General features: G+C 68.3%; 26 protein-coding genes. 6 read left to right on the top strand and 20 right to left on the bottom strand.

Going from position 1 to position 24,173, the window contains the following annotated elements; all coding sequences use genetic code 11:
* Window positions 1–107: 107 nt before the first annotated feature.
* From Q0053_RS07825 to Q0053_RS07855, 7 genes are all read right to left on the bottom strand, one after another.
* The gene (locus Q0053_RS07825; protein ID WP_298098389.1) at window positions 108–704 is read right to left on the bottom strand and encodes a glutathione S-transferase N-terminal domain-containing protein; all 597 of its coding nucleotides are present in this window, start codon (window positions 702–704) and stop codon (window positions 108–110) included.
* A gap of 28 nt (window positions 705–732) precedes the next feature.
* Entirely contained in the window at window positions 733–1,008 is a 276-nt protein-coding gene (locus tag Q0053_RS07830) for a type II toxin-antitoxin system RelE/ParE family toxin (RefSeq protein WP_298098392.1), read from the bottom strand.
* Window positions 1,009–1,010: 2 nt separating this feature from the next.
* Entirely contained in the window at window positions 1,011–1,184 is a 174-nt protein-coding gene (locus Q0053_RS07835) for a hypothetical protein (protein WP_298098395.1), read from the bottom strand.
* A gap of 42 nt (window positions 1,185–1,226) precedes the next feature.
* Window positions 1,227–2,375, bottom strand: coding sequence for a flavodoxin-dependent (E)-4-hydroxy-3-methylbut-2-enyl-diphosphate synthase (ispG, locus tag Q0053_RS07840; protein ID WP_298098397.1), 1,149 nt, complete (start codon window positions 2,373–2,375; stop codon window positions 1,227–1,229).
* 55 nt (window positions 2,376–2,430) lie between these two features.
* On the bottom strand, window positions 2,431–3,522 hold the full coding sequence (locus Q0053_RS07845; protein ID WP_298098400.1) for a helix-turn-helix domain-containing protein: 1,092 nt from the start codon (window positions 3,520–3,522) through the stop codon (window positions 2,431–2,433).
* Window positions 3,523–3,716: 194 nt separating this feature from the next.
* A complete protein-coding gene (gene ptsP, locus Q0053_RS07850) occupies window positions 3,717–5,921 on the bottom strand; it encodes a phosphoenolpyruvate--protein phosphotransferase (protein WP_298098403.1) in 2,205 nt (734 codons plus the stop codon).
* A gap of 110 nt (window positions 5,922–6,031) precedes the next feature.
* On the bottom strand, window positions 6,032–7,321 hold the full coding sequence (locus tag Q0053_RS07855) for an aspartate kinase (protein ID WP_298098406.1): 1,290 nt from the start codon (window positions 7,319–7,321) through the stop codon (window positions 6,032–6,034).
* Between the two features lie 55 nt (window positions 7,322–7,376).
* Here Q0053_RS07855 and ubiG point away from each other — a divergent pair, with 55 nt between their 5' ends.
* The 3 genes from ubiG (at window position 7,377) to Q0053_RS07870 (ending at window position 8,931) form a co-directional block, all read left to right on the top strand.
* The gene (ubiG, locus tag Q0053_RS07860; protein WP_298098409.1) at window positions 7,377–8,180 is read left to right on the top strand and encodes a bifunctional 2-polyprenyl-6-hydroxyphenol methylase/3-demethylubiquinol 3-O-methyltransferase UbiG; all 804 of its coding nucleotides are present in this window, start codon (window positions 7,377–7,379) and stop codon (window positions 8,178–8,180) included.
* A 22-nt stretch (window positions 8,181–8,202) separates the two neighbouring features.
* Window positions 8,203–8,586, top strand: coding sequence for a hypothetical protein (locus Q0053_RS07865; RefSeq protein WP_298098412.1), 384 nt, complete (start codon window positions 8,203–8,205; stop codon window positions 8,584–8,586).
* A gap of 123 nt (window positions 8,587–8,709) precedes the next feature.
* Window positions 8,710–8,931, top strand: coding sequence for a hypothetical protein (locus Q0053_RS07870; protein ID WP_298098415.1), 222 nt, complete (start codon window positions 8,710–8,712; stop codon window positions 8,929–8,931).
* Here the strand turns inward: Q0053_RS07870 and Q0053_RS07875 are convergent.
* The 5 genes from Q0053_RS07875 to Q0053_RS07895 are packed head-to-tail and all read right to left on the bottom strand — an operon-like array spanning window position 8,928 to window position 11,953.
* Window positions 8,928–9,545 (bottom strand): GNAT family N-acetyltransferase, encoded by a 618-nt coding sequence (locus Q0053_RS07875; protein ID WP_298098417.1) that lies wholly within the window; start codon window positions 9,543–9,545, stop codon window positions 8,928–8,930. The genes Q0053_RS07870 and Q0053_RS07875 overlap by 4 nt on opposite strands.
* Before the next feature lie 25 nt (window positions 9,546–9,570).
* Complete coding sequence (locus Q0053_RS07880; protein WP_298098420.1) at window positions 9,571–10,002, bottom strand: DUF1178 family protein; 432 nt, start codon at window positions 10,000–10,002, stop codon at window positions 9,571–9,573.
* Entirely contained in the window at window positions 9,999–10,838 is an 840-nt protein-coding gene (locus Q0053_RS07885) for a carbon-nitrogen hydrolase family protein (protein ID WP_298098654.1), read from the bottom strand. Before Q0053_RS07885 ends, Q0053_RS07880 begins: the two co-directional genes overlap by 4 nt.
* On the bottom strand, window positions 10,835–11,092 hold the full coding sequence (grxC, locus tag Q0053_RS07890) for a glutaredoxin 3 (RefSeq protein ID WP_298098423.1): 258 nt from the start codon (window positions 11,090–11,092) through the stop codon (window positions 10,835–10,837). The genes Q0053_RS07885 and grxC overlap by 4 nt, the downstream gene beginning before the upstream one ends.
* 54 nt (window positions 11,093–11,146) lie before the next feature.
* Window positions 11,147–11,953, bottom strand: a complete 807-nt coding sequence (locus Q0053_RS07895; protein ID WP_298098426.1) for a ComF family protein — start codon at window positions 11,951–11,953, stop codon at window positions 11,147–11,149.
* On the opposite strand from Q0053_RS07895, the gene Q0053_RS07900 reads away from it, so the two are divergent.
* Entirely contained in the window at window positions 11,952–12,836 is an 885-nt protein-coding gene (locus Q0053_RS07900) for a methyltransferase domain-containing protein (RefSeq protein ID WP_298098428.1), read from the top strand. The two genes, Q0053_RS07895 and Q0053_RS07900, sit on opposite strands and share 2 nt — an antisense overlap.
* A 3-nt stretch (window positions 12,837–12,839) precedes the next feature.
* Here Q0053_RS07900 and Q0053_RS07905 read toward each other — a convergent pair whose 3' ends face one another.
* The 4 genes from Q0053_RS07905 to Q0053_RS07920 are packed head-to-tail and all read right to left on the bottom strand — an operon-like array spanning window position 12,840 to window position 15,800.
* Window positions 12,840–13,022 (bottom strand): Flp family type IVb pilin, encoded by a 183-nt coding sequence (locus Q0053_RS07905; protein ID WP_367276679.1) that lies wholly within the window; start codon window positions 13,020–13,022, stop codon window positions 12,840–12,842.
* Between the two features lie 20 nt (window positions 13,023–13,042).
* Window positions 13,043–13,441 (bottom strand): 8-oxo-dGTP diphosphatase MutT, encoded by a 399-nt coding sequence (gene mutT, locus Q0053_RS07910; RefSeq protein ID WP_298098431.1) that lies wholly within the window; start codon window positions 13,439–13,441, stop codon window positions 13,043–13,045.
* Between the two features lie 8 nt (window positions 13,442–13,449).
* Complete coding sequence (gene argJ / locus Q0053_RS07915) at window positions 13,450–14,841, bottom strand: bifunctional glutamate N-acetyltransferase/amino-acid acetyltransferase ArgJ (protein ID WP_298098434.1); 1,392 nt, start codon at window positions 14,839–14,841, stop codon at window positions 13,450–13,452.
* Window positions 14,838–15,800, bottom strand: a complete 963-nt coding sequence (locus Q0053_RS07920; RefSeq protein WP_298098437.1) for a peptidylprolyl isomerase — start codon at window positions 15,798–15,800, stop codon at window positions 14,838–14,840. Before Q0053_RS07920 ends, argJ begins: the two co-directional genes overlap by 4 nt.
* Window positions 15,801–16,042: 242 nt before the next feature.
* On the opposite strand from Q0053_RS07920, the gene secA reads away from it, so the two are divergent.
* Together secA and Q0053_RS07930 are read left to right on the top strand one after the other, a co-directional pair.
* The gene (gene secA / locus Q0053_RS07925) at window positions 16,043–18,937 is read left to right on the top strand and encodes a preprotein translocase subunit SecA (RefSeq protein WP_298098439.1); all 2,895 of its coding nucleotides are present in this window, start codon (window positions 16,043–16,045) and stop codon (window positions 18,935–18,937) included.
* An 8-nt stretch (window positions 18,938–18,945) separates the two neighbouring features.
* A complete protein-coding gene (locus Q0053_RS07930; RefSeq protein ID WP_298098441.1) occupies window positions 18,946–20,115 on the top strand; it encodes an aminotransferase class V-fold PLP-dependent enzyme in 1,170 nt (389 codons plus the stop codon).
* Between the two features lie 13 nt (window positions 20,116–20,128).
* Here the strand turns inward: Q0053_RS07930 and Q0053_RS07935 are convergent, their stop codons facing one another.
* The 4 genes from Q0053_RS07935 to Q0053_RS07950 all read right to left on the bottom strand — a co-directional run bounded on the left by Q0053_RS07935 (window position 20,129) and on the right by Q0053_RS07950 (window position 24,090).
* Entirely contained in the window at window positions 20,129–20,992 is an 864-nt protein-coding gene (locus Q0053_RS07935; RefSeq protein ID WP_298098443.1) for a hypothetical protein, read from the bottom strand.
* A gap of 86 nt (window positions 20,993–21,078) precedes the next feature.
* Complete coding sequence (locus tag Q0053_RS07940; protein WP_298098446.1) at window positions 21,079–22,581, bottom strand: CoA-acylating methylmalonate-semialdehyde dehydrogenase; 1,503 nt, start codon at window positions 22,579–22,581, stop codon at window positions 21,079–21,081.
* An 83-nt stretch (window positions 22,582–22,664) separates the two neighbouring features.
* Window positions 22,665–23,483, bottom strand: a complete 819-nt coding sequence (locus tag Q0053_RS07945) for an alpha/beta hydrolase (RefSeq protein ID WP_298098449.1) — start codon at window positions 23,481–23,483, stop codon at window positions 22,665–22,667.
* Window positions 23,484–23,613: 130 nt separating this feature from the next.
* Window positions 23,614–24,090, bottom strand: a complete 477-nt coding sequence (locus tag Q0053_RS07950) for a Fur family transcriptional regulator (RefSeq protein WP_298098452.1) — start codon at window positions 24,088–24,090, stop codon at window positions 23,614–23,616.
* Window positions 24,091–24,173: the final 83 nt, after the last annotated feature.

Raw genomic sequence — 24,173 nt, forward strand, 5'->3', positions numbered from 1 at the left:
TCAAAACGGGAGGCGGTGTTTACTCCGACGGACACCGCCCTGTCGATGCGGGCCTGTCGATGCAGGGGCACGAGGCGTGATCTGATCCCGGGTGCGGCCGGGACGGCTCAGCCCGGTCGTGTGTCCGCAAAACTCGGCCGGGCCTCCAGCGCCGCCTGCAGGGCCATCAGCCCGGGACGACCCGCCGCGAGGTCGAAATCGGGATGGCGGAAGCCGATCCAGGTCACGGCGACGCCGGCGGTGATGAGGCCGATGTCCAGCCGGGTCGGGTCGGGGCGTGCGGCCTCAAGCGCATCAAGCGCCCGGCCCATGTTTTCGGTCCAGCGACCGATCCACGACGGGGACTGCTCGCCTTCGGGGCGGCGCTTTTCCAGCACCAGCTTGACCCCCATCTCCAGCGCCTGATTGCCCAGGGTCTCCAGCCGCCGCACGCGCAGACGCTCCGCGCCCTCGGCGGGCAGGAGGCGCGGGCCGGAGCCGAGAGAGTCCAGGTAGTCGCAGATCACCGGACTGTCGCTGATCGGCAGGCCGTCTTCGGCGATCAGGGTCGGGACCTGGACCACCGGATTGGAGGCCAGCAGTTCCGGCGCATTGGCGTAGGGGTCGACCACGATCTCCTCGATCCGGTCGATCAGCCCCTTCTCACGGGCCACGATCCGGCATTTGCGGGCGAAGGGCGACGGGACGGTGATGTAGAGTTTCATGCTGCTCTTCCCAGATTCAAGAGACCGGTCACGGGTATTGTCGGCGGGTGTGCAGCACGTTCACGATCCGCACCAGTTTCTCTTCCACGTGATAGACCAGAATGTAGTTGGGATGGACGACCATCTCCCGCGTGCCGGCTCGGCGCCCGGGTCGCCCTGCCATCGGAAACCGGGCAAGCCGGTCGGCAGCGGCCTCGAAGAGGTTGTTCATAGCCTCGGAAGCATCGGGATTTCGCTCGGCGATGAAGGCAAGAATCGCGCGCAGGTCGGACCGCGCATCTTCGGCCCAGGCGACCCGGGCCACGACTATTTGCGGTAGCTCTCGATCAAGGCCTTCATTTCCGCCATGACCTGTTCATGCGGAATCGGAGGCCGGGTATCCGCCAGAGACCGCTCCACCTTCGCCCGGAACCAGGCGTCATAGGCTTCGGCCTCTTCGATCGAGGCGAATTCGGACTCTGTGGGATCGAGCGCGGGCATGGGCGGAATATGCGCCCCGTCCGGAGTCGCCGCAACCGATTGCTACCGCAGGGCGATCCTCGGCGCGGCTTCTACCGCGCGCGCCGCGTCCAGTTCGGCGGCTTTCGCCTCGACCAGTTCCACGATGTGATCGACCATACCGTCGTTGTGCTGTTTGTGGGCCATCCTGCCGTTGACATAGACCATGCCCGAGCCGGCCCCGCCGCCGGTGAAGCCGATGTCCGTGTACAAGGCCTCGCCCGGGCCGTTGACGACGCAGCCGATGATCGACAGCGACATCGGCGTGGTCACATGGGCCAGACGCTCCTCGAGGATGCCGACGGTCTCGATGACGTTGAAGCCCTGACGGGCGCAGGAGGGGCAGGCAATGATGTTCACCCCGCGGTGGCGCAGGCCCAGCGACTTGAGGATGTCGAAACCGACCTTGACCTCCTCCACCGGGTCGGCGGCGAGCGAGACACGGATGGTGTCACCGATCCCGGCCCAGAGCATGGAGCCGAGGCCGATGGCGGACTTGATCGTGCCCGACCGCAGGGGACCGGCCTCGGTCACGCCCAGGTGCAGGGGGCAGTCGATGGCCTCGGCCAGCTGCTGGTAGGCCGCCACGGTCAGGAAGGGGTCGGAGGCCTTCACGGAGATCTTGAACGCGTGGAAATCGTGGTCCTGGAGGATGCGGGCGTGGTTGAGAGCGCTCTCGACCATGGCCTCGGGGCAGGGCTCGCCGTATTTTTCCAGCAGCTCCTTCTCCAGTGAGCCGGCGTTGACGCCGATGCGCATGGAGCAGCCGTGGTCGCGGGCCGCCTGGATGACCTCCCGGACCCGGTCCGCCGAGCCGATATTGCCCGGATTGATACGCAGGCAGGCGGCGCCGGCCTCGGCCGCTTCAATGCCGCGTTTGTAGTGAAAATGGATATCTGCGACCAAGGGGACGCGGGACTCGCGGGCGATGACCCGGAAGGCTGCCGTCGAGGCTTCGTCGGGGCAGGAGACCCGGACGATGTCGGCACCGGCCTCCTCCAGCTGGCGTATCTGCTCCAGCGTCGCCGCCGCGTCGGACGTCGGCGTATTGGTCATGGACTGGACGGAGATCGGCGCATCGCCGCCCACAGGCACCGATCCGACCATGATCTGGCGGCTCTTGCGGCGCTCGATGTGTCGCCAGGGACGGATATGGGAAAGGTCAGTACTCATGGGGCCGCAACATAGGGCCTTGATTGCGGCATGGCCACGACACCCGATGCCGCGATCAGCCCCCTGTCGTGGGAACCTGGGCCGTCTCGACCGCGACAGCCTCCGCCTGGGCCTGGGCCTCCGCCTGGGCGGCCTGGGTGCGGGCCACGACCTCGGCGGCCGCCTGACGGGCGAGGGTCTGGGCACGGGCGTTGAGCTGGCTGAGCGGGGTCTGCTCAGCGGTGAGCGTGCCGCCGTGTTCGCCGTTCAGATAGACGTCAAAATCGGCGAAATGACTGGAGACGTCCACCACAGCCGCCACGCCGGCAGGCGCACGCCAGGCATCTCCGGCCGCCAGCTGTCGCGCGAAAAGGACCCGGCCGTCCGCCATCCGGACCACCAGACTCGCCGCCTTGCGCGCCTGGATGACCACCTGTGAGGCACCGGCCGAAGCGCCATAGATGGCGCCGCGGGGGTTGAAGGCCCGCTGCACCGGCGGCGCGCCGAAGGCCGCCGCGGCAAGGGCTTCGGGCGAGGCCGGGTCGACGCCGGTCAGCTCGGCCTCGAGACCCGGCGTGATGTAGAGGGCCGGTATGGTCTGGTCCGGCGGGGCCGGGCGCGGCGCGGAGAGGCGCAGGGCCTCAGGCTGGCCGGGGACGGCCCCAAGGGTCCAGCTTTCCGGAATGGCGGTCAGGTCGGAAGGCTGGGGGGCCCGCATCAGGCTGACACGCTGGAACACGTTCCAGCCGACCACGGCGATGATGAGGGCCAGGCCGGCGGCAATCAGACGCGGCGAATAGCGACGGACCTCCTCGAAGGCCACGCCGACCGGGGCCTGAAGGGGCACGGAGGGATCGGGGCTCTCGCGCTTGAACCGCTCCACCGCCAGCTGTTCGTCAAGGCCCAGCGCGCCGGCATAGGCGCGCACATAGCCGATCGAGAAGACCCGGTTGGGCAGGGTCGAGAAATCATTCTGTTCCAGCGCCGTCAGATAGCGCGGCGGAACGCGGGTGAGGCTGGACAGTTCGGCCAGGGAGCGGCCGGAGTATTCACGGGCGATGCGCAGGCCGTCGCCCAGAGTCGCCGCATCCGTGACGGAAGGAACGACATCCTTCCAGTCTGGATGAGCCCTGAGCTCTTCGGAGGTTCCCCCCGCATCCAGCGCCATTACGCCTGACCCCACACTCGGCGGGCGCGAGGGATCCCCCCGCGTCGCCATACTCGAACTGACGGCCCGTACCATATCGGGACGGCGGTTCCGGCCTGCCCCCGCAGACCACCACGACCCAGCTTGTGGATAACTCATTAGAGCCGCCCGATCAACGATTTGTTAGCCATCCCGACGTGTCGGACCGGGACGGTTCAGATCGTGACGTTCAACTTCCGCGCCAGGGATTCGAGCTCACCCCGGATTGAGCCGGCAGAGGAGCCCAGCAGGCTGGCCATGCTGCGCCGGGCGGCGGTCAGGTCGGCCGACAGGATCATCCGCTTCACCGATCCGACGCCGCCCGCCGGAGCCGAAAGGCGGGTGAACCCCAGGGTCAGGAGGGCGAAGGCTTCCAGCGGCCGGCCGGCCAGTTCTCCGCAAACCGACACAGGCGTGCCGGTCTCGGCGCATTTTTTCTGGATCTCGGCCAGGGCGCGCAGGGCCGGAGGCGACAGGGGGTCGTAGCGATCGGAAACCAGCGGGTTCGTCCGGTCGGCGGCGAACATGTACTGGAACAGGTCATTGGTCCCGACCGACACGAAATCGGTCAGGGGCAGAAGCGCGTCGAGGTGCCAGAGCAAAGACGGGCATTCGATCATGGCCCCCACCCGCAGCAGGGCCGGCAGTTCCCGGCCCCGGCGTTTGGCCCAGGCGCATTCGACATCGACCATCTCGCGCGCTGCACGGAACTCGTCGACTGTGGCGATCATCGGGAACATCACCCGCAGCTCGCGGCCGGCGGCGGCGGTCAGAAGGGCCCGCAGCTGCAGCCGCAGCAGGCCGGGCCGGTCAAGACCGAGGCGGATGGCACGGCGGCCCAGGGCGGGATTCTCCTCCCGTTCGGTCTCCAGATAGGGCAGCACCTTGTCGCCACCGATATCGAGGGTGCGGAAGGTGACGGGCCGGTCTCCGGCCGTGTCCAGAACCAGCTTGTACAGGGCGGTCTGGCTGGTCAGGCGGGGCAGTTCCTCCGAGACCATGAACTGGAATTCGGTGCGAAACAGGCCGATGCCCTCGGCACCGGTGGCGTCCAGGTTCTCCAGATCGACAGCCAGGCCCGCGTTGGTGAGGACGGTGATCCGGGTCCCGTCGAGGGTGACGGCCGGAACGTCGCGGAGCTTGGTGAATTCGGCCTGGCGCGCACTGCGGACCAGCATGCGTGACTGGACGGCGGCCAGCATGTCGGGGCGAGGACGCAGATAGGTCTCACCGGTCTCGCCGTCGACGATGACGAGGTCGCCTTCCGACAACCGGTCGCGCAGCCCCATGATGCGCCCGACACAGGGGATCTGCAGGGCGCGGGCGACGATGGCGGCGTGGCTGGCGGCCGAGCCCTCCTCGAGCAGGAGGCCCCGCAGCTTGTGGCGGGGATATTCCAGCAGATCGGCCGGACCGAGGTTACGGGCGACAAGGATCGCATCGTCGGGCAGGTCGCGCTCGCCCGGCCTGTCGCCGGCCAGCACCCGCAACAGCCGGTTCGCCAGATCCTCGAAGTCGTGCAGCCGCTCCTTGATGTAGGGGTCGCGGGCCTGGGCGAACCGGGCGCGGTGCTCGTTCCGGACGCGGTCAACGGCGGCCTCGGCGGTCAGGCCGGTTCGGACAGCCTCTTCAAGCGAACGGTTCCAGCCCCGGTCGTCGGCGAACATCCGGTAGGTTTCCAGCACCTCGAACGGCAGGCCCGCGAGCTTGCCCTGACCGCCGTCAAGGATGGAATCGATATGGGCCTTGAGGCTGATCAAGGCCTCGCGCAGCCGGATCTCCTCGACCTGCTGGTTCTCGGCCAGAAGGTTCTCGGGCGCGACCGGAGCCTCGTGCAGGATGACGTGACCGTAGGCCAGACCCTCGGCGAAGCGCTGGCCCTTGAGGCGTTCGGGCCGGTGCGGCGCGACCTCGATGTCGCGCAACTCGTCCTGTGCCAGCAATTCACCGGAGGCCACGGTCTCGGCAAGGACCATGGCGATGGTCTGGATGTCCTCGACTTCCTCGTCATCATAGCGCCGCTCGGAGCGGTTCTGGACGACGAGCACACCGATCGCGCGGCCGCCGCGCAGCAGGGGGGCACCGAGAAAGGCGTGATAGGGGTCCTCGCCCGTCTCCGGCCGGTAGGCGAAGCTGGGATGGGACGGTGCGTCCGACAGGCTGATGGGGGCTGCGGTGCGCGCCACCTCACCGACCAGGCCCTCGCCGGGACGCAGCCGGGTCGTGTGGACGGCCTCGGGCTTCAGGCCCTGGGTGGCGAAGAGTTCAAGCTCGCCGGAGGCGCGGCGCAGATAGATCGAACAGACCTCGGCCACCATCGACTGGGCGATGATGCGCACCACCGTATCGAGCCGGTCCTGGGCCGGAGTCGCGCCGGCCATGGCTTCGCGAATCTGGCGAAGGAGGTTCCGTGGCCCCGTCGTCAATCCGCCAACCGGCATGGCCCCTCCTGATGAACGACGCCGCAGATGGGCGCCGTCCGGCTCAATTCCTAGACTTGCTCAAGTCCATAAGCGGCATGAAGTGCACGAACTGCCAATTCCGCATAGGCAGCGTCGATCAATACGCTGATCTTGATCTCGGATGTCGAGATGGCCTGAAACTTCACGCCCTTGTCGGCGAGGGCCCGGAACATGGTCTGGGCCACCCCCGCATGGCTGCGCATGCCGACGCCGACGACCGAGACCTTGGCGACATCCTCATCGACACGCAGTTCCTCGAAACCGAGTTCGGTCCGGGCGGCGCGCATGAGCTCGGCGGCGCGGGCGGCGTCGCGGCGGCCGGTGGTAAAGGTCAGGTTGACCGCGCCCTCGCTGCGCGCCTGGCTCTGCACGATCATGTCGACATTGACGTTGGCCCCGGCCAGCCGGGCGAAGACGTCAGCCGGCGCCTCGACCCGGTCAGAAAGGCCCAGCAGGGTGATACGGGCCTCGTCGCGGCTCATGGTCACGCCCGATACGATGCGTTTTTCCACGATTTCCTCCTCGTCGCAGATCAGTGTGCCGGACTTGGCGGGCAGGATGCCGTTTTCGTCGGGTTCGATAAAGCTGGACAGCACCCGGAGCGGCACCCGTTTGGCCATGGCCAGTTCGACCGAGCGGGTCTGCAACACCCTTGCCCCCAGCGAGGCCATTTCCAGCATCTCCTCATAGGAGATCTTCTCGAGACGCCGCGCGCGCGATTCGATGCGGGGGTCGGTCGTATAGACGCCGTCCACGTCCGTGTAGATGTCGCAAGGGCAGCTGAGGGCGGCGGCGACCGCCACCGCCGAGGTGTCCGAGCCGCCGCGGCCGAGGGTGGTGATCCGCCCCGAGCGGCTGACGCCCTGGAAGCCGGGCACCACGGCGATCTCGCCTGCGTCCATGGCGGCACCCAGGACCTCGCCGGGCACCTCCTCGATCCGGGCGCGACCGTGGGCCTCATCGGTGAGGATGGGAATCTGCCAGCCCATCCAGCTGCGGGCATTCAGGCCCATGTTGCGCAAGGTCAGGGCCAGCAGGCCGGCGGTGACCTGTTCGCCCGAGGCGACGACGATGTCGTATTCATCATCCGAGAGCTCGACCCCCTGGCCCGGCCGCCCCGCGCCGTCGGTCCAGGCGACCAGTTCATTGGTCTTGCCCGCCATGGCGGAGACGACCACGGCGACCTGTTTGCCCGCAGCGGCCTCGGCCGCGACGATGCGGGCGGCGCGGCGGATGCGTTCGAGGTCGCCCATGGAGGTGCCGCCGAACTTCATCACCAGTCGCGTCTTGGCTGACCGCGTTTCGTCTGGCCGCGTCATCGTGGCGGATCGCCCCATCTTGCATGGAAGGCCGCGCGGGTTCATCCCTCGGCCCATGGCCGCTTCTAACGACAGGGTATCGGCGCGCAAACCCCAAAGCGGCGCGGAATTCGAAGGCGGGGCTGCCGGCCCCTCGATAGATCCCGCCGATGTGGCGCGATTTTCGGCCCAGGCGGCGGAATGGTGGGACGCCCACGGACCTTTCGCACCGCTGCACAAATTCAATCCGGCCCGGCTGGCCTTCGTCCGCGACCGGGCGGCGGAGCGGTTCGGGCGCGATGTCAGGGCACGGGCCGCCTTTGCCGGCCTGACCCTGCTGGACGTCGGCTGCGGCGGCGGGCTGATCGCCGAACCGATGCGGCGGCTGGGCTTCCAGGTCACCGCCGTCGACGCCTCGGCAGAAAACATCGGAACGGCGCGGGCCCATGCGGAACAGCAGGGCCTCGACATCGCCTATCGCGCCGCCACCGTCGAACAGCTGGAGGCCGAGGGGGCCGGGCCTTTCGACGTCGTGCTGACGCTTGAGGTGATTGAACATGTGGCCGATCCGGAGGCCTTCATCCGCGCCTGTTCGCGGCTGGTGAAGCCCGGCGGGATGATGATCGTCGCCACGCTGAACCGGACGCTGAAGGCGCTGGCGCTCGGCAAGGTCGCTGCGGAATACGTCCTGCGCTGGGTGCCCGCCGGGACCCATGACTGGAGCCAGTTCCTCAAGCCGGAGGAGATCCGGCGGATGCTGTCGGAGGAGCCGGTGGCGGTCAGTGGACCGTTCGGGCTGGCCTATGATCCGTTTGCGGATCGTTGGAGCGAAAGCGACGATACCGCTATAAACTATCTGATGATCGCAACGCGGGACTGAAGCCCGCGGCAAGGAGTTCCGCATGATCGCCATCCTGTCCGCCGCCCTGCTGGCCACAGCCACCACCCAGGCTCCGCCCCTCACCGCGACCCAGGAGGCGGCGACCGACAGTCGCGGCGTGGCGGGCCTCTGCATCCGCTGGGGGCGAGGGCGGCCTTCGCGGGTCGCCCAGGCGGTCATTGTGCGCTCAACCGGCAACCGGGCGCTGGACCGCCGCATCTCGGACGCGATCCCCATGATGGACTGGCCGACCGGCGTGGACAATTATCGCGGCCAGTGGATGGGTATCTGGATGGCGGTTGGGGGTGCCGAAAGCCCCCCGGCGACCGAACCCCTGCCGGACTGTTCCGGGCAGCGGGATCGCAGTTGGGCACCGCCGCCCGTGCCGGCCACCCCGGCGACCTGACTGTCGGGCGGACCCGACCCGGTTCATCGGGGGTTCATCGACCTGACCTCGTTGTAACGGGACAGGAAGGCCGGTCGGTGGGATGAGGGGTCTCCTCTCCACCTCCAGAAACAGGAGCCCCACGTGAAACGCCTGCTCATCCTCTCCGTCCTGTCCGCCGCCCTGTTGACCTCGGCCTGTGTCACCGTGATCGATGCCTCGGACAGCGACGACCTGGCCTGGCATGGCGAGAACGCCCAGCCGTTCGACGCCGCCCGCGCAGAATGCCGCGCCTCGACCGGCGAGGGCATTCGCAGCGACGCCTTTCGCGGTTGCATGGCCGGCAAGGGCTGGACGCGCGGCTAGGGCCTGACCCGCGCGTAAGGACCCGCGGCGCCCTCCTGCCGGTGCCGTGACCCGGGCTGCGGCGGGATTTCGCCCTGGCCGGTCAGGTGGCGGATCATATAGCAGGCGTCCGCGCCATAGGACGCCAGCTTGTCCGCCATGCCGGGCGGGTCGATGACCACGAAGCCGTGCCGTTCCCAGAACGGTGCGGCGTCATTGACCGCCACCAGGGTCAGGGCCGGCCAGCCGGCGGCGCGGGCCTCCTGCGCCAGACGCTCGACAACGGGACGGGACCAGCCGGCCCCGCGCACCGGCGGGGCAAGGGCGAGGTCGTGCAGATACATCACGGCGGCATCGTCCGGTATGGCGCTGATCAGGGTGTCCAGCGCCGGCGCGGCGTGCGCCGTCCACGGATAGGCCACCAGATAGCCGACCGGCGCGGTGCCCTCCCCCGCCAGCACAAAACAGCCGGACGGGTTCAGGCTGAGCCGGTTCTCGAAACAGGCGCGGCCTTCGAAATGGTCCGGGAAACCGACGGCGGCGATCGTCGTGACGGCGTCCAGATCGGCAACCGTCATCGTCCGCCAGTCCAGGCCGGACAAGGGCTGTCGGGCGGGGCCGCCTTGAAACGCCATTACGGACTCCGCCTTCGGGTTACGCTCAGTGCGCCTTGGCCGGATCGGGCGGGAGCGGCGGCAGGGCGGCGCAGGGGATGCCGTCGTCCTTCAGCTTCTTCACCTCGGCGGGCGTGGCCTCACCATAGATTTCGCGCTTCTCGGACCGACCTTCATGGATGTCCCGGGCCTCGCGGGCGAAGGCGTCGCCGACATAGTCGAAATTCTGCTCGACGTGGGACCGCACCTCGCGGGCCATCCGGGTCATCATGGTCTGCATCGTCGCAAGATCGGGTCCCGACGCCGTCTTGCGGGTCCCGGCGACAGCCGGGGCCATGATCTGTTTGGACACCCCGCGCGAGCCGCAGAGCGGGCATTCGACCAGTCCGCGTGCGGCCTGGTCGTCATAGGCGGCCGAGTCGCCGAACCAGGCCTCGAAGCCGTGTCCGTGATCGCACTGAAGGGCGTAGCGGATCATTGTGGTCCGGCGAACCTGCGGTCGTGGGTCAGTTGCGGCACGGCGTTACGGGCGCGTGTGACGGCGTCGAAATCCAGGGCCGCATGGAGGATACCCGGCTCGTCGTGATCAAGCCTGGCCACGACCTCGCCCCAGGGGCCGACGACGGTCGACCGGCCCCAGGTGCGGCGGCCGTCCTCATGCAGACCGGCCTGGGCCGGAGCGAGGATCCAGCAGCCCGTCTCGATGGCCCTGGCCCGCAACAGGGTTTCCCAATGGGCCTCGCCGGTCGGGACGGTGAAGGCGGCGGGCACGGAGATCATGCCGGCGCCGGCCCCGGCCAGGGCGCGATACAGCTGCGGGAAGCGGATATCGTAGCAGATGGTCAGGCCGAGCCGGGCCCAGGGCGTGTCGGCCACCACAGCGGCATCGCCGGGACGGATGGCGGCGCTTTCGCGCCAGCGCTCGCCGGTCGGCAGGTCGACATCATAGACGTGCAGCTTGTCATAGGTCGCCACCACAGCGCCCGCATCGTCGATCAGCAGGGAGCGGTTGGCGGCGCGGTCGTCGCCCGGATGGCCCGACCGGACAATGGCCGAGCCGATCAGAAGCCAGACGCCGAGTTCCTGCGCCAGGGCGCGCAGGCCGGTGACCACCACATCGAGATCCGGGTCCGTGAGGACGGCGGCACGGGCCGCCGGGTCCCGGATCAGGAAATTGGTCGCTTCCGGCGTCAGGATCAGTTTCGCCCCGCCTGCCGCCGCCTCCCGGATCAGGGGTTCAACATGGGCCAGGGCCGCCGCCGGACTGGCCGGAGTGCGGGTCTGGATCAGGGCGATCGGAAGTGTTGCCATCAGGGCCGGAGCAATGCGTCGAGCTCGCCCTTGCGGTCAAGCGCGTGCAGGTCGTCAGAACCGCCGATGTGTTTTCCGCCGATGAAGATCTGCGGGAAGGTCATGCGACCGCCGGAGCGCTGGATCATTTCCTGCTTCTTCGCAGGGTCATGGGAGGCGACGATGTCCTCATAGGGCGCGCCCTTGCGATCGAGCAGGTCCCGGGCGGCGTGGCAGTAGCCACAGCCGGGCTTGGTATAGAGAACGATGTCAGCCAAGGCGGAACTCCGGTCAGAAAGCAACGCCCGCCGCCGGGGCGGCCGGGCCTGCCCCTATGTAGGCAATTCCCGTGCCGTTCGCACCCGGGCCACGACCGCGAGATCCACAGCGCGGGCACCGGCCTCGATCAGGGCCCGGGCGCAGGCCTCGGCGGTGGCCCCCGTGGTCAGCACATCGTCGACCAGAAGGATGCGGCGGCCCCTGATCCGTCGCCGGCCCGCCTCGCTGACGGCGAAGGCCTTTCTGACATTCAGACGACGGCCGCGCGCGGACTTGCCGCCCTGGGTGGTCGTGTGGGTCGTCCGGATCAGGGCGTCCGGCAGGTAGTCGAGCCCCGCGTCACGCGCCAGCGGCCGGGCGATCTCGGCGGCCTGGTTGAAACGCCGCGACAGCAGGCGAAAGCGGTGCAGGGGCACCGGAACGAGGGCGTCCGCTTCGTCCAGCAATGGCGAGGACGAACGGGCGATCCAGCGGGCGAACAGGGGCGCATAGGGCTGGTGGTCGCCATGTTTGAACTTCAGGATCAGGCCGCGCGAGGCCTCGTCATAAACGCAGGCCGCCCGGGCGCGGGCGAAGGCATAGGGCTGGGCCAGACAGGCGGCGCACCGGGGCGCGGCAAAAGGCCCGCCGTCCATCTCGAACCCCGCGCCGCAGCCGTCACAGACCGGGTCCTCGAGGAAGGTCACCCGGCTCCAGGCCCCGGCGGTCAGGCCGGGGGAACCGGCGGCCTCCGGGCTGTCGTGGGCCAGGGACGGCAGCAGCAGGTCGGTCACGCCGCGGGCAACGACACGGGCACCGAACCCGATCCGCGGCAAGGCCGCTTTCAATCGGTCGCGCCAGACCCCATCCTGAAGTCCCATGAGCCCTTCCTCCGGTCCTCCGCATATCTTCGACGTTCAGCGCCGCACGGCAAGGCTCGAACGCAGCGAACGATCGCTTTCCCGCGCCGACTTCCTGCATGCGCGGGCGGCGGAGAACGCCGTGGGCAGTCTGGAGGCCCTGGTCCGCGACTGGCCCGGGGCGGCTGATCTGTCTGCGCACCCGGGAGCCTTCGCCGCCGCCCTGGCCGAAAGCGGGGCGGCGGACCGGGTCGGCCCGGTGAAGACGGTCGGCGACCGGGCGGCGCGCGCCGGGCCGGGTGCGGCCCCGCTCGATCTGGTGGACGGGTCGCAGGACCTGATCGTCTCCCTGATGAGCCTGCACTGGGCCAATGACCTGCCGGGCGCCCTGAGCCAGATCCGGCGGGCGCTGAAACCCGACGGCCTGTTTCTGGGCACCCTGCTGGGAGCCGGGACGCTGAAGGAGCTGCGTGCGGTCCTGACCGAGGCCGAACTGGAGGCGCGCGGCGGGGCCCAGGCCCGGGTCTCGCCCTTTGCCGACGGTTTCGACGGCGCGGCCCTGCTGCAGAGGGCCGGGTTCGCCCTGCCGGTGGCCGATGTCGACCGGGTGACGGTGCGCTATCCCGACCTGCCGGCCCTGATCCGGGATTTGCGCGCCATGGGCGAGACCAATGGTCTGGCGGGGCCGGTGCGGCCGCTGACGCGGGGCATCGTCGGCCGGGCGGCGCAGCTGTATGCGGAACGCCATGCCGACAACGACGGCCGCATTCCGGCGACCTTCGAGATCGTACATCTGGCCGGCTGGGCCCCGCACGAGAGCCAGCAGAAACCCCTGCCGCGAGGGTCAGCGAAGATGCGGCTGGCGGATGCGCTGGGGGTCAGGGAGCAGACGGGAGAGGACTGAGCCTCAGCCGCCCATGGCGCCGCGGACCCTGTCCATGGCACCGTTTATGATACCGCTGCCCGTTGCGCCGAAGGCCTGCAAGGCGCCGAGGATGACGAGGAACATCAGCGCCAGGATCATGCCGTATTCGATGGCGGTCGCGCCGCTTTCGTCGCGCAGGAGGCGGGAGAGGAAGCGTTTCATCATCGGCCCCCTCCTTCCGGTGGCTAGAGCAGGTCGCGCAACCAGGCGACCAGCGGTTCGTCGGCCGGTGGCATGGGATAGTCCGAAAGCTGGTTCGGCCTGACCCACTTCAGCGCCGCGTGCTCGCGGTTCTGCACCACCCCCGACCAACGTCGGCAGAGATACAATGGCATCAAGAGGTGAAACGAATCGTAAGCGTGGCTCGCAAAAACGAACGGGGCCAGGCAGGCCTCGCTGACATCTATTCCGAGTTCTTCCTGCAATTCGCGGATCAGGGCCTGTTCGGGCCGCTCGCCCGGCTCGACCTTGCCGCCGGGAAACTCCCACAGCCCGGCCAATTTCTTGCCCTCGGGCCGCTGGGCGATCAGGACGCGGCCGTCGGCATCGATCAGGGCCACGGCGACGACGAGGACGGTGGGCAATGCGCCGTTCACGAACGATAGTCGCCGTTGATCTCGACGTACCGCTTGGTCAGGTCGCAGGTCCAGACCGTCGCCGAGGCGCGGCCCCAGCCGACGTCGACGGTGATGTCGATCTCGGCGTTCTTCATATAGGCGCTCATCTTCGCCTCGTCGTAGTTGGGCGCGGGGGCACCGTCGATGGCGGCGACATGGGGGCCGAAACGGATGGCGAGGCTGTCGCGGTCGACCGGCTCCTCGGTCTTGCCGACGGCCATGACGACCCGGCCCCAGTTGGCGTCCTCACCGGCCAGGGCGGTCTTGACCAGGGGGCTGTCGGCGATCGACTTGGCCAGTTTGCGGGCCGAGGCGGGGCTGGCGGCGCCGTCGACCGTGACCTTGACGAATTTGGTCGCCCCTTCGCCGTCGCGGACCAGCTGGTGGGCGAGGTCGAGCATGACCTTTTCCAGGGCCGCCGAGAAATCCTTCAGCCGGCGGTCGCCGACCCGGCCGATACGCGGGGCACCGCTCGCGCCCGTGGCGAACAGCAGGCAGGTGTCATTGGTCGAGGTATCGCCGTCGACGGTGACACTGTTGAAGGTGGTGCGGACATGCAGGCCCAGCAGGGCGCGGAGCACCGGCGGGGCGATGGTTGCGTCGGTGACGATGAAGCCCAGCATGGTGGCCATGTCGGGGGCGATCATGCCCGACCCCTTGGCGATGCCGGCGATGCGGACCTTGCGGCCCTCGATCTCGCACTCGGCATAGGACCCCTTGGGGAAGGTGTCGGTGGTCATGATGGCCCGGCCGGCGAGGGCCCAGTTTTCGGCGTCCAGCCCCGCCTCGATGTCCGGCATGCGGGCGACGATCTTGCGGTCGTCCAGCACAACGCCGATCACTCCGGTCGAGGCCAGCATGACGTCGCGCTGGCGGCAGCCGAAGCGTTTGGCGACCTCCGAGGCCGTGCGACGGGCCGCATCGGCCCCGGCCTTGCCGGTAAAGGCATTGGCGCAGCCGGCATTGACCACCAGGGCCCGCACATCCTGCCCGCCCTCGGCCGCGTCCAGCTGCCGCTTGCACCAGTCGACCGGTGCAGAGCCGACCTTGTGACGGGTGAAGACGCCGGCGCAGGTGGTGCCCCGCACGAAGCTGAACACCACCAGATCGTCGCGCTCGTGTTTGTAAAAGCCGGCCCGTGCGGTAGCGATCTCGACCCCGCCGATGGGCGGAATGGTCGGGAAGGGCACGGCGAGGGGCGAAATCTCGAGCCCCGGCTTGCCCGGTACGGCCCCCGCCAGTGACCTTGCCGGTGCCGGAGTCGTGGCGCGTTTCAGGGCCGTCGCCAGGGGGTCGAAGGCCTTTTCGATGGCCTGTTCGATCTTCTGGCCGGTGGAGGCGCGGCCGGCCCTGGGCGGGCGGCTCATGACGCCTTCCCGGGCGCGGGGGCCGCGGCGGCGGCCGGCCGGGCCGGTGCAGCGGGGGTTCCGACGGACGATGCGGACGGGCGCGGTGCCGAGGCCGGCTCCTGCGAACGGGGCGTATCATCGGGCAGAAGCACCTCGACCTCGGCCTTGCCGCGCAGTTCCTCCAGCAACTGGCGCACGCCCTCATAGGTCAGGTAGCGGACGATCTGGGGCCGGGCCTGCTCCAGCGTCGGCGGCGTTTCGCGACGGCGGTCCTCGACCCGCAGCACGGCCCAGCCGCCCTCGGTCTGGAACGGACCGACGGTCGAGCCGGCGGGGCGGTCGCGCAGGGCGTTCTTGTAGGCCTCGGGCATGACGTCGATGGTCCGGTAGCCGAGGTCGCCGCCGGAATAGCGGGTGGCGTCGTCGATCGAGCTTTCGGCGGCCACGGCCTCGAAGGCGGCGCCCTGGGCCAGAATGCCGATCACGGCGTCGGCCTCGGGCCTGGTCCGCGACAGGATCAGGCGGACGCGGATTTCCTCGGACGTCTCCGCGAGGCGCACCTGTTCCTGATAGATGGTCTCCACCGCGCGGTCCGAGATGGAGCCGTTGACCACGGTCTCGACCAGCATGTCGCCGAGGATACGCTCCCGCGTCGCCTCCAGCCGGCGCTGGGCGAGGGCGGAGTTGTCGAGGCCACGCCGCTCGGCCTCGCGGGCCAGCAGCTTCTGGTCGATGACCTCGTCCAGCACCCGACGGAACAGATCGGAGGTCACGTCCAGCGGCTCGCCCTCACCGACCAGACCCTGGGCCACCGCCTCGCGCTTGACGTCGGACGCCCAGATGGTCTGGCCCTGGACCTCGGCCACGGACCGGTCACCCGGCTCGGGCGCGCGGTCGGAGCCGCCGTCGCGACCACACGCCGAAAGGGCCAGAAACGCCGCAAGAAGGACGGGAACGAAGGGGCTTGAAAGCCGCATTTGGGCGCGCTCCGTCACAGGGCGGCAAAGCCCCTCGCGTTGACAGGGATAAGGTCGGTGCTTAAGTCCCGCCTGCGCCCAAGTCGAGGGGTTTTCGAACGACCGCGCGGCCCTCGCGCGCGCCTGAGTCAGGCGCATCGGGTCGTCGTCGCCGGTGCCCCTCCCCGCCGCGCAGTCGTCGCCGTTCCTTCGGGACCTTTCAGTACCAGAGCCCCTGTGGCTCGCCCGCCTTCGGATCATCCATGCTCGGCATAGCCAAGAAGATTTTCGGCTCCTCCAACGACCGCAAGGTCAAGGATTTCATGGGCCGGGTTCAGAAGATCAACGCGCTGGAGGACAAGTTCGCCGCCCTGTCGGACGACGAGCTGCGCATGATGACCGATGCTTTCCGTGACCGGATCGCAGGCGGCGAAACCCTCGACAAGTTGCTGAACGAGGCCTTTGCGGTGGCGCGCGAGGCGTCCAGGCGGGTGCTGGGCCAGCGCCAGTATGACGTTCAGCTCGCGGGCGGCATGATCCTGCACGCCGGCGGTATCGCCGAGATGCGCACCGGTGAGGGCAAGACACTGGTCGCCGTGGCACCGGTGTATCTCAACGCCCTGCTCGGCAAGGGCGTGCACGTCATCACCGTCAATGACTATCTGGCGCGGCGCGACGCCGAATGGATGGGCCGGGTCTACCGCTTCCTCGGCATGGAGGTCGGCGTCATCGTCAACGGCCTGTCCTCTGGACAGCGCCAGGCGGCCTATGCGGCCGACATCACCTACGGCACCAACAACGAGTTCGGCTTCGACTATCTGCGCGACAACCTCGTCTATGACCGCAAGGAGATGGTGCAGCGTCCGCACCATTTCGCCATCGTCGACGAGGTCGACTCCATCCTGGTCGACGAGGCCCGGACGCCGCTGATCATTTCGGGTCCGACGGAAGACCGGTCGGACCTGTATCTGATCGTCGACGGCATCATCAAGGAACTGATCCAGGACCCGACCACCTTCGATCTGGACGAGAAGCAGCGTCAGGCGCTGCTGACCGAGGAGGGATCAGAAAAGATCGAACAGATCATGGAGGAGCGCGCGCTGTTCGCGCCCGACACCACCGGTCTGTATGACGCCGCCAACATCACCCTGGTGCACCATATCAACCAGGCCCTGCGCGCCAACACCCTTTATCAGAAGGACAAGGACTACATCATCAAGGCCGGCGAGGTCATGCTGATCGATGAGTTCACCGGCCGGATGATGCAGGGTCGCCGCCTGTCCGAGGGCCTGCACCAGGCCATCGAGGCCAAGGAGGGCGTGAAGATCATGCCCGAGAACCAGACCCTGGCCTCGGTCACGATCCAGAACTATTTCCGCCTGTATGAAAAGCTGTCCGGCATGACCGGCACGGCGGCGACCGAGGCCCAGGAATTCCTCGACATCTACAAGATGGATGTCCTCGAGGTGCCGACCAACCGTCCGGTCAAGCGCATCGACCACGACGACGAGATCTTCCGCACCACGGCGGAGAAGAACCAGGCCATCGCGGCCCTGATCGCCGAATGCCACGTCAAGGGTCAGCCGATCCTCGTCGGCACCGTGTCGATCGAAAAATCGGAAACCCTGTCCGAACTGCTGAAGACCTACCAGTATGAGGTCACCCTCAAGACGCTGAAGCCCCAGCATGCCCATCTGCTGGAAGCGGTCACCAGCGAGGACGAGAAGGTCCGCAAGGAGGCGAAGAAGGCCTATCAGGCCCTGAAGGACGAGGATTTCGACATCGAAATCAAGTCGGGCAAGGGCATTCCGCACAGTGTGCTGAACGCCCGCCAGCATGAGCAGGAAGCCTATATCGTCGCCGACGCAGGCCTGCCGGGCGTGGTGACCATCGCCACCAACATGGCCGGCCGCGGCACCGACATCCAGCTGGGCGGCAACCTGGAAATGCGCCTGCAGAAATGGCGTCAGGACCTGCGCAACCTGGCGCAGGAAGTCACGCCGGAGATGGAGGCCGCGGAAGAGGCCCGTCTGAAGGCCGACATCGCCGTTCAGAAGCAGAAGTCGCTGGCCGCCGGCGGCCTGTTCGTCCTCGGCACCGAGCGCCACGAGAGCCGCCGTATCGACAACCAGCTGCGCGGCCGGACCGGCCGTCAGGGCGACCCCGGCACCTCGAAATTCTTCCTCTCCTGCGAGGACGACCTGCTGCGCATCTTCGCCGGCGACCGTCTGGACTCCATCATGCGCAGCTTCGGCGTGGCCGAGGGCGAGGCGATCAGCCACCCCTGGCTGAACCGCGCCGTCGAGACCGCCCAGAAGCGGGTCGAGACCCGCAACTACGACATCCGCAAGAACCTGCTGAAATACGACGACGTCGTGAACGACCAGCGCAAGGCCGTGTTCGAGCAACGCCAGGAGTTCATGGACTCGACCGACCTGTCCGAACTGGTCGGCGAATTCCGCAACGACGTGATCTCCGACCTGATCGAGAAGCATATGCCGCCCAAGGCCTATGCCGAGCAGTGGGACATCGACGGCCTGAACGAGAAGGTGAAGTCGACCCTCGGCCTCGAGCTGCCCCTGCACGACTGGGCCGCCGAGGAAGGCGTCTCCAACGAGGAGATCGAGGAACGGGTCATCGCCGCCGCCGACACCCGCGCGAGCGAGCGCCTGGAGCAGATCGGCGCGGAACAGACCCGCGGCCTCGAGAAACAGTTCCTGCTGCAGATGATCGACATGCAGTGGCGCGAACATCTGGTCCATCTGGACCACCTGCGCGGTGTCATCGGCCTGCGTGGCTATGGCCAGCGCGATCCGCTGAACGAGTACAAGACCGAGGCCTTCAACCTGTTCGAAACGCTGCTCTATGAGCTGCGCCACAATGTCACCCGCTGGCTGATGACGGTCGAGTTCCGCTTCGAGGCGCCGCCGGCGATGGACATGCCCGAGTTCAAGGAAATCCACCTGAACCCCGGCACCGGCGAGAACGAGATGGCCAATCCGTTCGCGCAGAATCCGGAAGGCCAGCTGCAGGGCGATGATCGCGCCCGCCTGCCGGTCGACGTCCTGCCGGTCGGCTGGGAGCGCACGCCGCGCAACTCAGCCTGCCCCTGCGGCTCGGGCCGCAAGTTCAAACACTGTCACGGTAGTTTGATCTAGGTCGGCGGATGGCCGGTTCGCACAAGGACCTCTTCTCCCGCGCCCTGTCGCTGGACCCGGAGCGACTGCATTTCGCGGCCCACAGCCATCATCTGTGGCCGGACGCCAGCTTCGACGGCCAGATGCGGGCCTGGGTCGAGGCCAACCGGTTCGCCGACCGGAAATGGGACCTGATCTTCGGTGAGGTGATCCCCGAGGCACAGGCCCATGTGGCCAGGGAGTTGAACCTGCCCTCGCCCGACACGGTAGTGTTCGCGCCCAATACCCATGACCTTCTGCTGCGGATCGTGTCAGGCGTGGAGCGCAAGCCGGTCCGCATCCTGTCAACCGACGGGGAGTTCCATTCGTTCCGGCGTCAGGGCGAGCGTTGGGAAGAGGCCGGCGAGGCGGTCATCACCCGTGTGCCCCTGCATCCTTTCGGGACCTTTGACGACCGGTTCATCGAAGCCGCGAGCGGGGGCGGCTTCGATCTGATTCTCGTCAGCCAGGTCTTCTTCCGCACCGGCCAGACCTTCGGACGGATCGCCGATCTGGCGGCCCTGGCCGACCCGGCGGGGCCGTGGGTGGTGATCGACGGCTATCACGGCTTCATGGCCACGCCGACGGATCTCTCGGCCGTTGCGGACCGGATCTTCTATGTCTCGGGCGGCTACAAATACGCCATGTCGGGAGAGGGTGTCTGTTTCCTGCATGCGCCGGACGGCTATTGCCCGCGGCCGGTGGTGACCGGCTGGTTCGCCGAGTTCGGGGATCTGTCAGGGCCGCCGGGCGGGGTGCAATACCGCAGCGACGGCGGCCGCTTCTGGGGCGCGACCTTCGACGTCTCGCCCCTGTACCGGTTCAACGCCGTGCGGCGGAGGCTGGACGAGGCCGGCCTGGGCACCGCCGACGTCAGTACCCATGCCCACGCCCTGATGGCCCGGTTCCAGTCTGCGGTCGGGAACGGGGAGGTCGGGCGGCTGGCGGCGGCCGAGCTGATCAACCCGTTGACGGGCGAGGCCCGACGCGCGCGCTTCCTGGCCTTTCGGCATGAGGATGCATCGGCCTGGCAGTCGGCGCTGCTGGACGCAGGCGTGGTCACCGATGTGCGGGACGACGTGATCCGCTTCGGCTTCGGCCTGTATCAGGACGCGGACGATGTCGAACGGCTGATCGCCGCCTGCCAACGCGTGCTCTGATCCCCCCGTCCGGCTAGAAGAAGGTCGTGTCTTCCGCCTGTTTCGCCTCGGGTGCCTTGCGCGGGGCGGGGCTTGAAGCGGGGGCCGGCGCGGATGGGGCACCCGGCGCGGTGCCGTCCGCCGGGGGGAAGGGGGCCAGGTCCGGATAGGGCAGGCTTTCGGAAACCCCGTCGCCCGGGACGGCCTGGGCTCCCGAAGGGTCGACCGGTCCCACATCCGACGGATCGATCCGGTCAGGCGCGTCCAGATCGTCGCGGATGAAGACCCAGGAGCGGCGGTCGGAACAGGCGCAGGCCTTCATGAAGCCCTCCCGGTCGCGCCAGATGATCAGCGGATAGCGCGTCGACAGGCCCGCTTCCTGCAGGTCGGCAGACAGACGGGCGACAAAATCCCGCCCGGCCTCGACCACGGCCCCGCGTGCCAGATTGCCGTCAGCGGCGGGAATGCCCGCGGCCGTCCAGTTGCGCACCGGGGTCGCGGTCCAGCGCTGGTACAGGGTCCAGTCGCGGGTCAGCCAGAGCTCGGCGATGGTGGCGCGCTCGGCGGCGGTCGACTGGGCCAGGCCCTCGCGGTCGGGGCGGGCGAACAGGATGGTGCGGGCCTCGACGCCCGCGGCGCGCAGCTTGGGAATCTCCTCGCGCTCGTAGCGGGCCATGGCCACCGAGTCGCGATAGCCGATGATGTAGAGCGGCTCGCCGCCGCCGCCCGCCGAGACCCAGGACGCCTCATCCAGCAGGCGCTGGATTTCGGCCTGGTTACGGGTCACCGTGACGGGCTGGAACCGGGCGTAGTAGTTCCAGTAGGCCCAGTAGGCACCGCCCGCGAGCGCGAGGCCGATGACGACGGCCAGGGCCGACCAGATGAAAAAGCGACGCATGGGGGGAGGCGCTCCAGCTTCACGGTTCGCAGAGGTTAACGCCTAGCATCGAATCGGGTTGTCGCGCACGCCTGTGAGGCGAGCCGTCACCCCATCGTCGGGATGACGAAGCTCGAATCCGCATGTTCCAGCGCGCTGTCGGGCCACCGCGCCGTGACCGTCTTGACCTTGGTCCAGAATTTCACGCCCTCCATGCCGTGCTGGTTGGTGTCGCCGAAGGCCGAGCGCTTCCAGCCGCCGAAGGTGTGATAGGCGACCGGCACCGGGATCGGGACATTGATCCCGACCATGCCGACATTGACGCGGGCAGCGAAGTCGCGGGCCGCGCGGCCGTTCTGGGTGAAGATGGCGACGCCGTTGCCGTACTGGTGCTTCGACGGCAGGGACAGGGCCTCCTCGAAGCTGGCGGCGCGGACGATCTGCAGCACCGGGCCGAAGATCTCTTCCTTGTAGGATTCCATCTCCGGGGTGACGTGGTCGAACAGCGACGGGCCGATGAAATAGCCCTTCTCGTGGCCCTGCAGCGAGAAGCCACGGCCGTCGACCACCAGTTCGGCGCCCTCGCGCACCCCGGTCTCGATCCAGCCCTCGACGCGGGCCTTGTGCTGGGCGGTGACGACGGGGCCGTAGTGGGCACCGGCGTCGGTCGAGGTGCCGACCCGCATCGTCGGGATTTCGGCGACCATCCGTTCACGGAGTTCATCCGCGGTCTTCTTGCCGACCGGAACCACGACCGGCAGGGCCATGCAGCGCTCGCCGGCCGAGCCATAGGCCGCGCCGGACAGGTCCTTGATGACCTGGTCCATGTCGGCGTCGGGCAGGACGATGCCGTGGTTCTTGGCCCCACCCATGGCCTGGACGCGTTTCCCGTGGGTCGCGCCGGTCTGGTAGACATAGTTGGCGATGTCGGACGAGCCGACGAAGCTGACGGCGTGGATCTGCGGATGGGTCAGGATGGCGTCGACCGCCGCCTTGTCGCCATGGACGACGTTGAGGACGCCGGCGGGCGCTCCGGCTTCCATCATCAGCTCGGCCAGACGGACCGGCACCGACGGGTCACGCTCGGAGGGCTTGAGGATGAAGGTATTGCCGACGGCGATGGCGACGCCGAACATCCACATCGGGATCATGGCCGGGAAGTTGAACGGGGTGATGCCCGAAACCACGCCCAGCGGCTGGCGCATCGAATAGACGTCGATGCCGGGACCGGCACCCCAGGTGTATTCGCCCTTCAGGGCATGGGGGATGCCGCAGGCGAATTCGATGACTTCCAGACCGCGCTGGATGTCACCTTTTGAGTCGGCGATGACCTTGCCGTGCTCGGCCGACAGCAGTTCGGCCAGCTGATCCATATTGGCCTCGACGAGGCGTTTGAACTCGAACATCACCCGCGCGCGGCGCTGGGGATTGGTCGAGGACCAGCCTTCGAAGGCGGCCTGGGCGGCCTGGACGGCGCGATCCATCTCGGCGACCGAAGCCAGCTGGACGCGGGCCTGGACCTCGCCCGTGTTGGGGTTGAACACGTCCGAGAAGCGGCCCGAGGCACCGGTGAAGGACGCGCCGTCGATGAAATGGTGGATGTCGCGCATGATCGGAAAGGGTCCTGGAGAACGAAACAGTCGGGTCGGATGGGCAGCGGTTTAGCCCCTGGCCCGCCCCTGCGCCAGCGTCTCTAGACCGCCGCCTCGAACAGGGCGTCGCGGGCGATGTCGGCCTGGAGCATGGGGAAGAAATGGGTGCCGCCGGGCACCGTCCCGACGGTGAGATGCGGCAGTCGACGCCGGTCTTCGGACATTCGGCAGGGCGAGCCGGTTTCGGCCTTCAACACGCTGACCGGACAGTCGAGGCGTTTCAGGGCCTGCCAGGGATCGTGGCTCTGGGCGGCGAAATTGGAGGCCTCCCATTCGGGATCGCAGGCCAGGGTGAATCCCTCGGGCGTCTCGACCAGGCCATCGGCGATATAGTCGGCCAGCATCATCTCGGGCCAGCCACGGAAGGCCCCGCGGCCCAGCCAGGCGGCCATGGCCTGCTGCCGACTGTCGAAGACCTTGCGGCGGCGCAGGGCGTTCCGGGCCAGCGGAATGCGCGAGCCGAGCCGGTCCAGCAGTGGCAGTTGGAAGGCAGCGACGACCCAGCGACGCCAGACCACCGGGTCAAACAGGACGAGACTGCCGACCCGGTCCGGGCGTTCGGCCGCGGCCAGCAGGGCCGCCGTGCCGCCCATGGAATGGCCTGCGAGCACCACGGGCGGCCCTTCGATCGTATCCAGAAGGGCGACGAGATCGTCGCGGTGATCGTGCCAGTTGCGCCGGCCACGCGGTTCGGCCGGAAGCGAGGCCCCGCCGTGGCCTCGCAAGTCCGGGGCCCAGATCCTCAGGGACCCGGACAGGGGGGCCAGCAGGGTGCGGTAGGTCAGGGCGTTAAAGCCGTTGGCATGGACGAAGACCAGATCGACCGGCCGCTTCGGATCGCCGAAGTCGAGCAGGCTCATCCTGCCCTCGCCCCAACGGTTCGACACCGGCAGGCTCAGACGGCGGGGCGGGGAGAGCCGGATCGCATCCATGGGGCCGAGATAGTCTTCGCGTCCGGGGATTGCCAGAGGGCCGGGGCCGGGGTTCAGACTACCGGCAGGCCGGGCAGCGACCGTGGGCTTCGATGGTGGTGCGGGCGATGGCATAGCCGGCGACCTCAGCGGCCCGGGCCAGATCACCGGCCACCGGCGCCGACACCTCTGCGGTCGCGCCACAGCAGTCGCAGATCAGGAAGGCGGCGGCGTGGTCGATCGCACCCGAGGTGCAGGCGACATAGGCACTGATCGAGGCGATGCGGTGGGCGAGGCCCTTGCGTTCGAGGAACTCCAGCGCGCGATAGACCGTGGGCGGCTTGGCCGGCTGACCGTCCTCGCCGAAGCGGGCGATCAGGTCATAGGCCTTCACCGGTTCACCGGCGGCCAGCAGAAGCTCCAGCACCCGCAGGCGCGACGGCGTCATCCGCTCGCCCTCGGCCGTCAGACGCCGGTCGGCGTCCTGCATGGCGCGGGCGACATCAGCGGCCCCCGGGGGGGCGTCGGCATGGTGGTGACCGCAGGCTTCGCTCATGCCCCTGAGCTAGGCCTTCAGAGGCGGTCTCGCAACAGCCGCCGCTTGACGAGTCGTGATGTTATCTCATAACACCACATCTT

This window comes from Brevundimonas sp., assembly GCF_027487935.1.
GTDB lineage: Bacteria > Pseudomonadota > Alphaproteobacteria > Caulobacterales > Caulobacteraceae > Brevundimonas.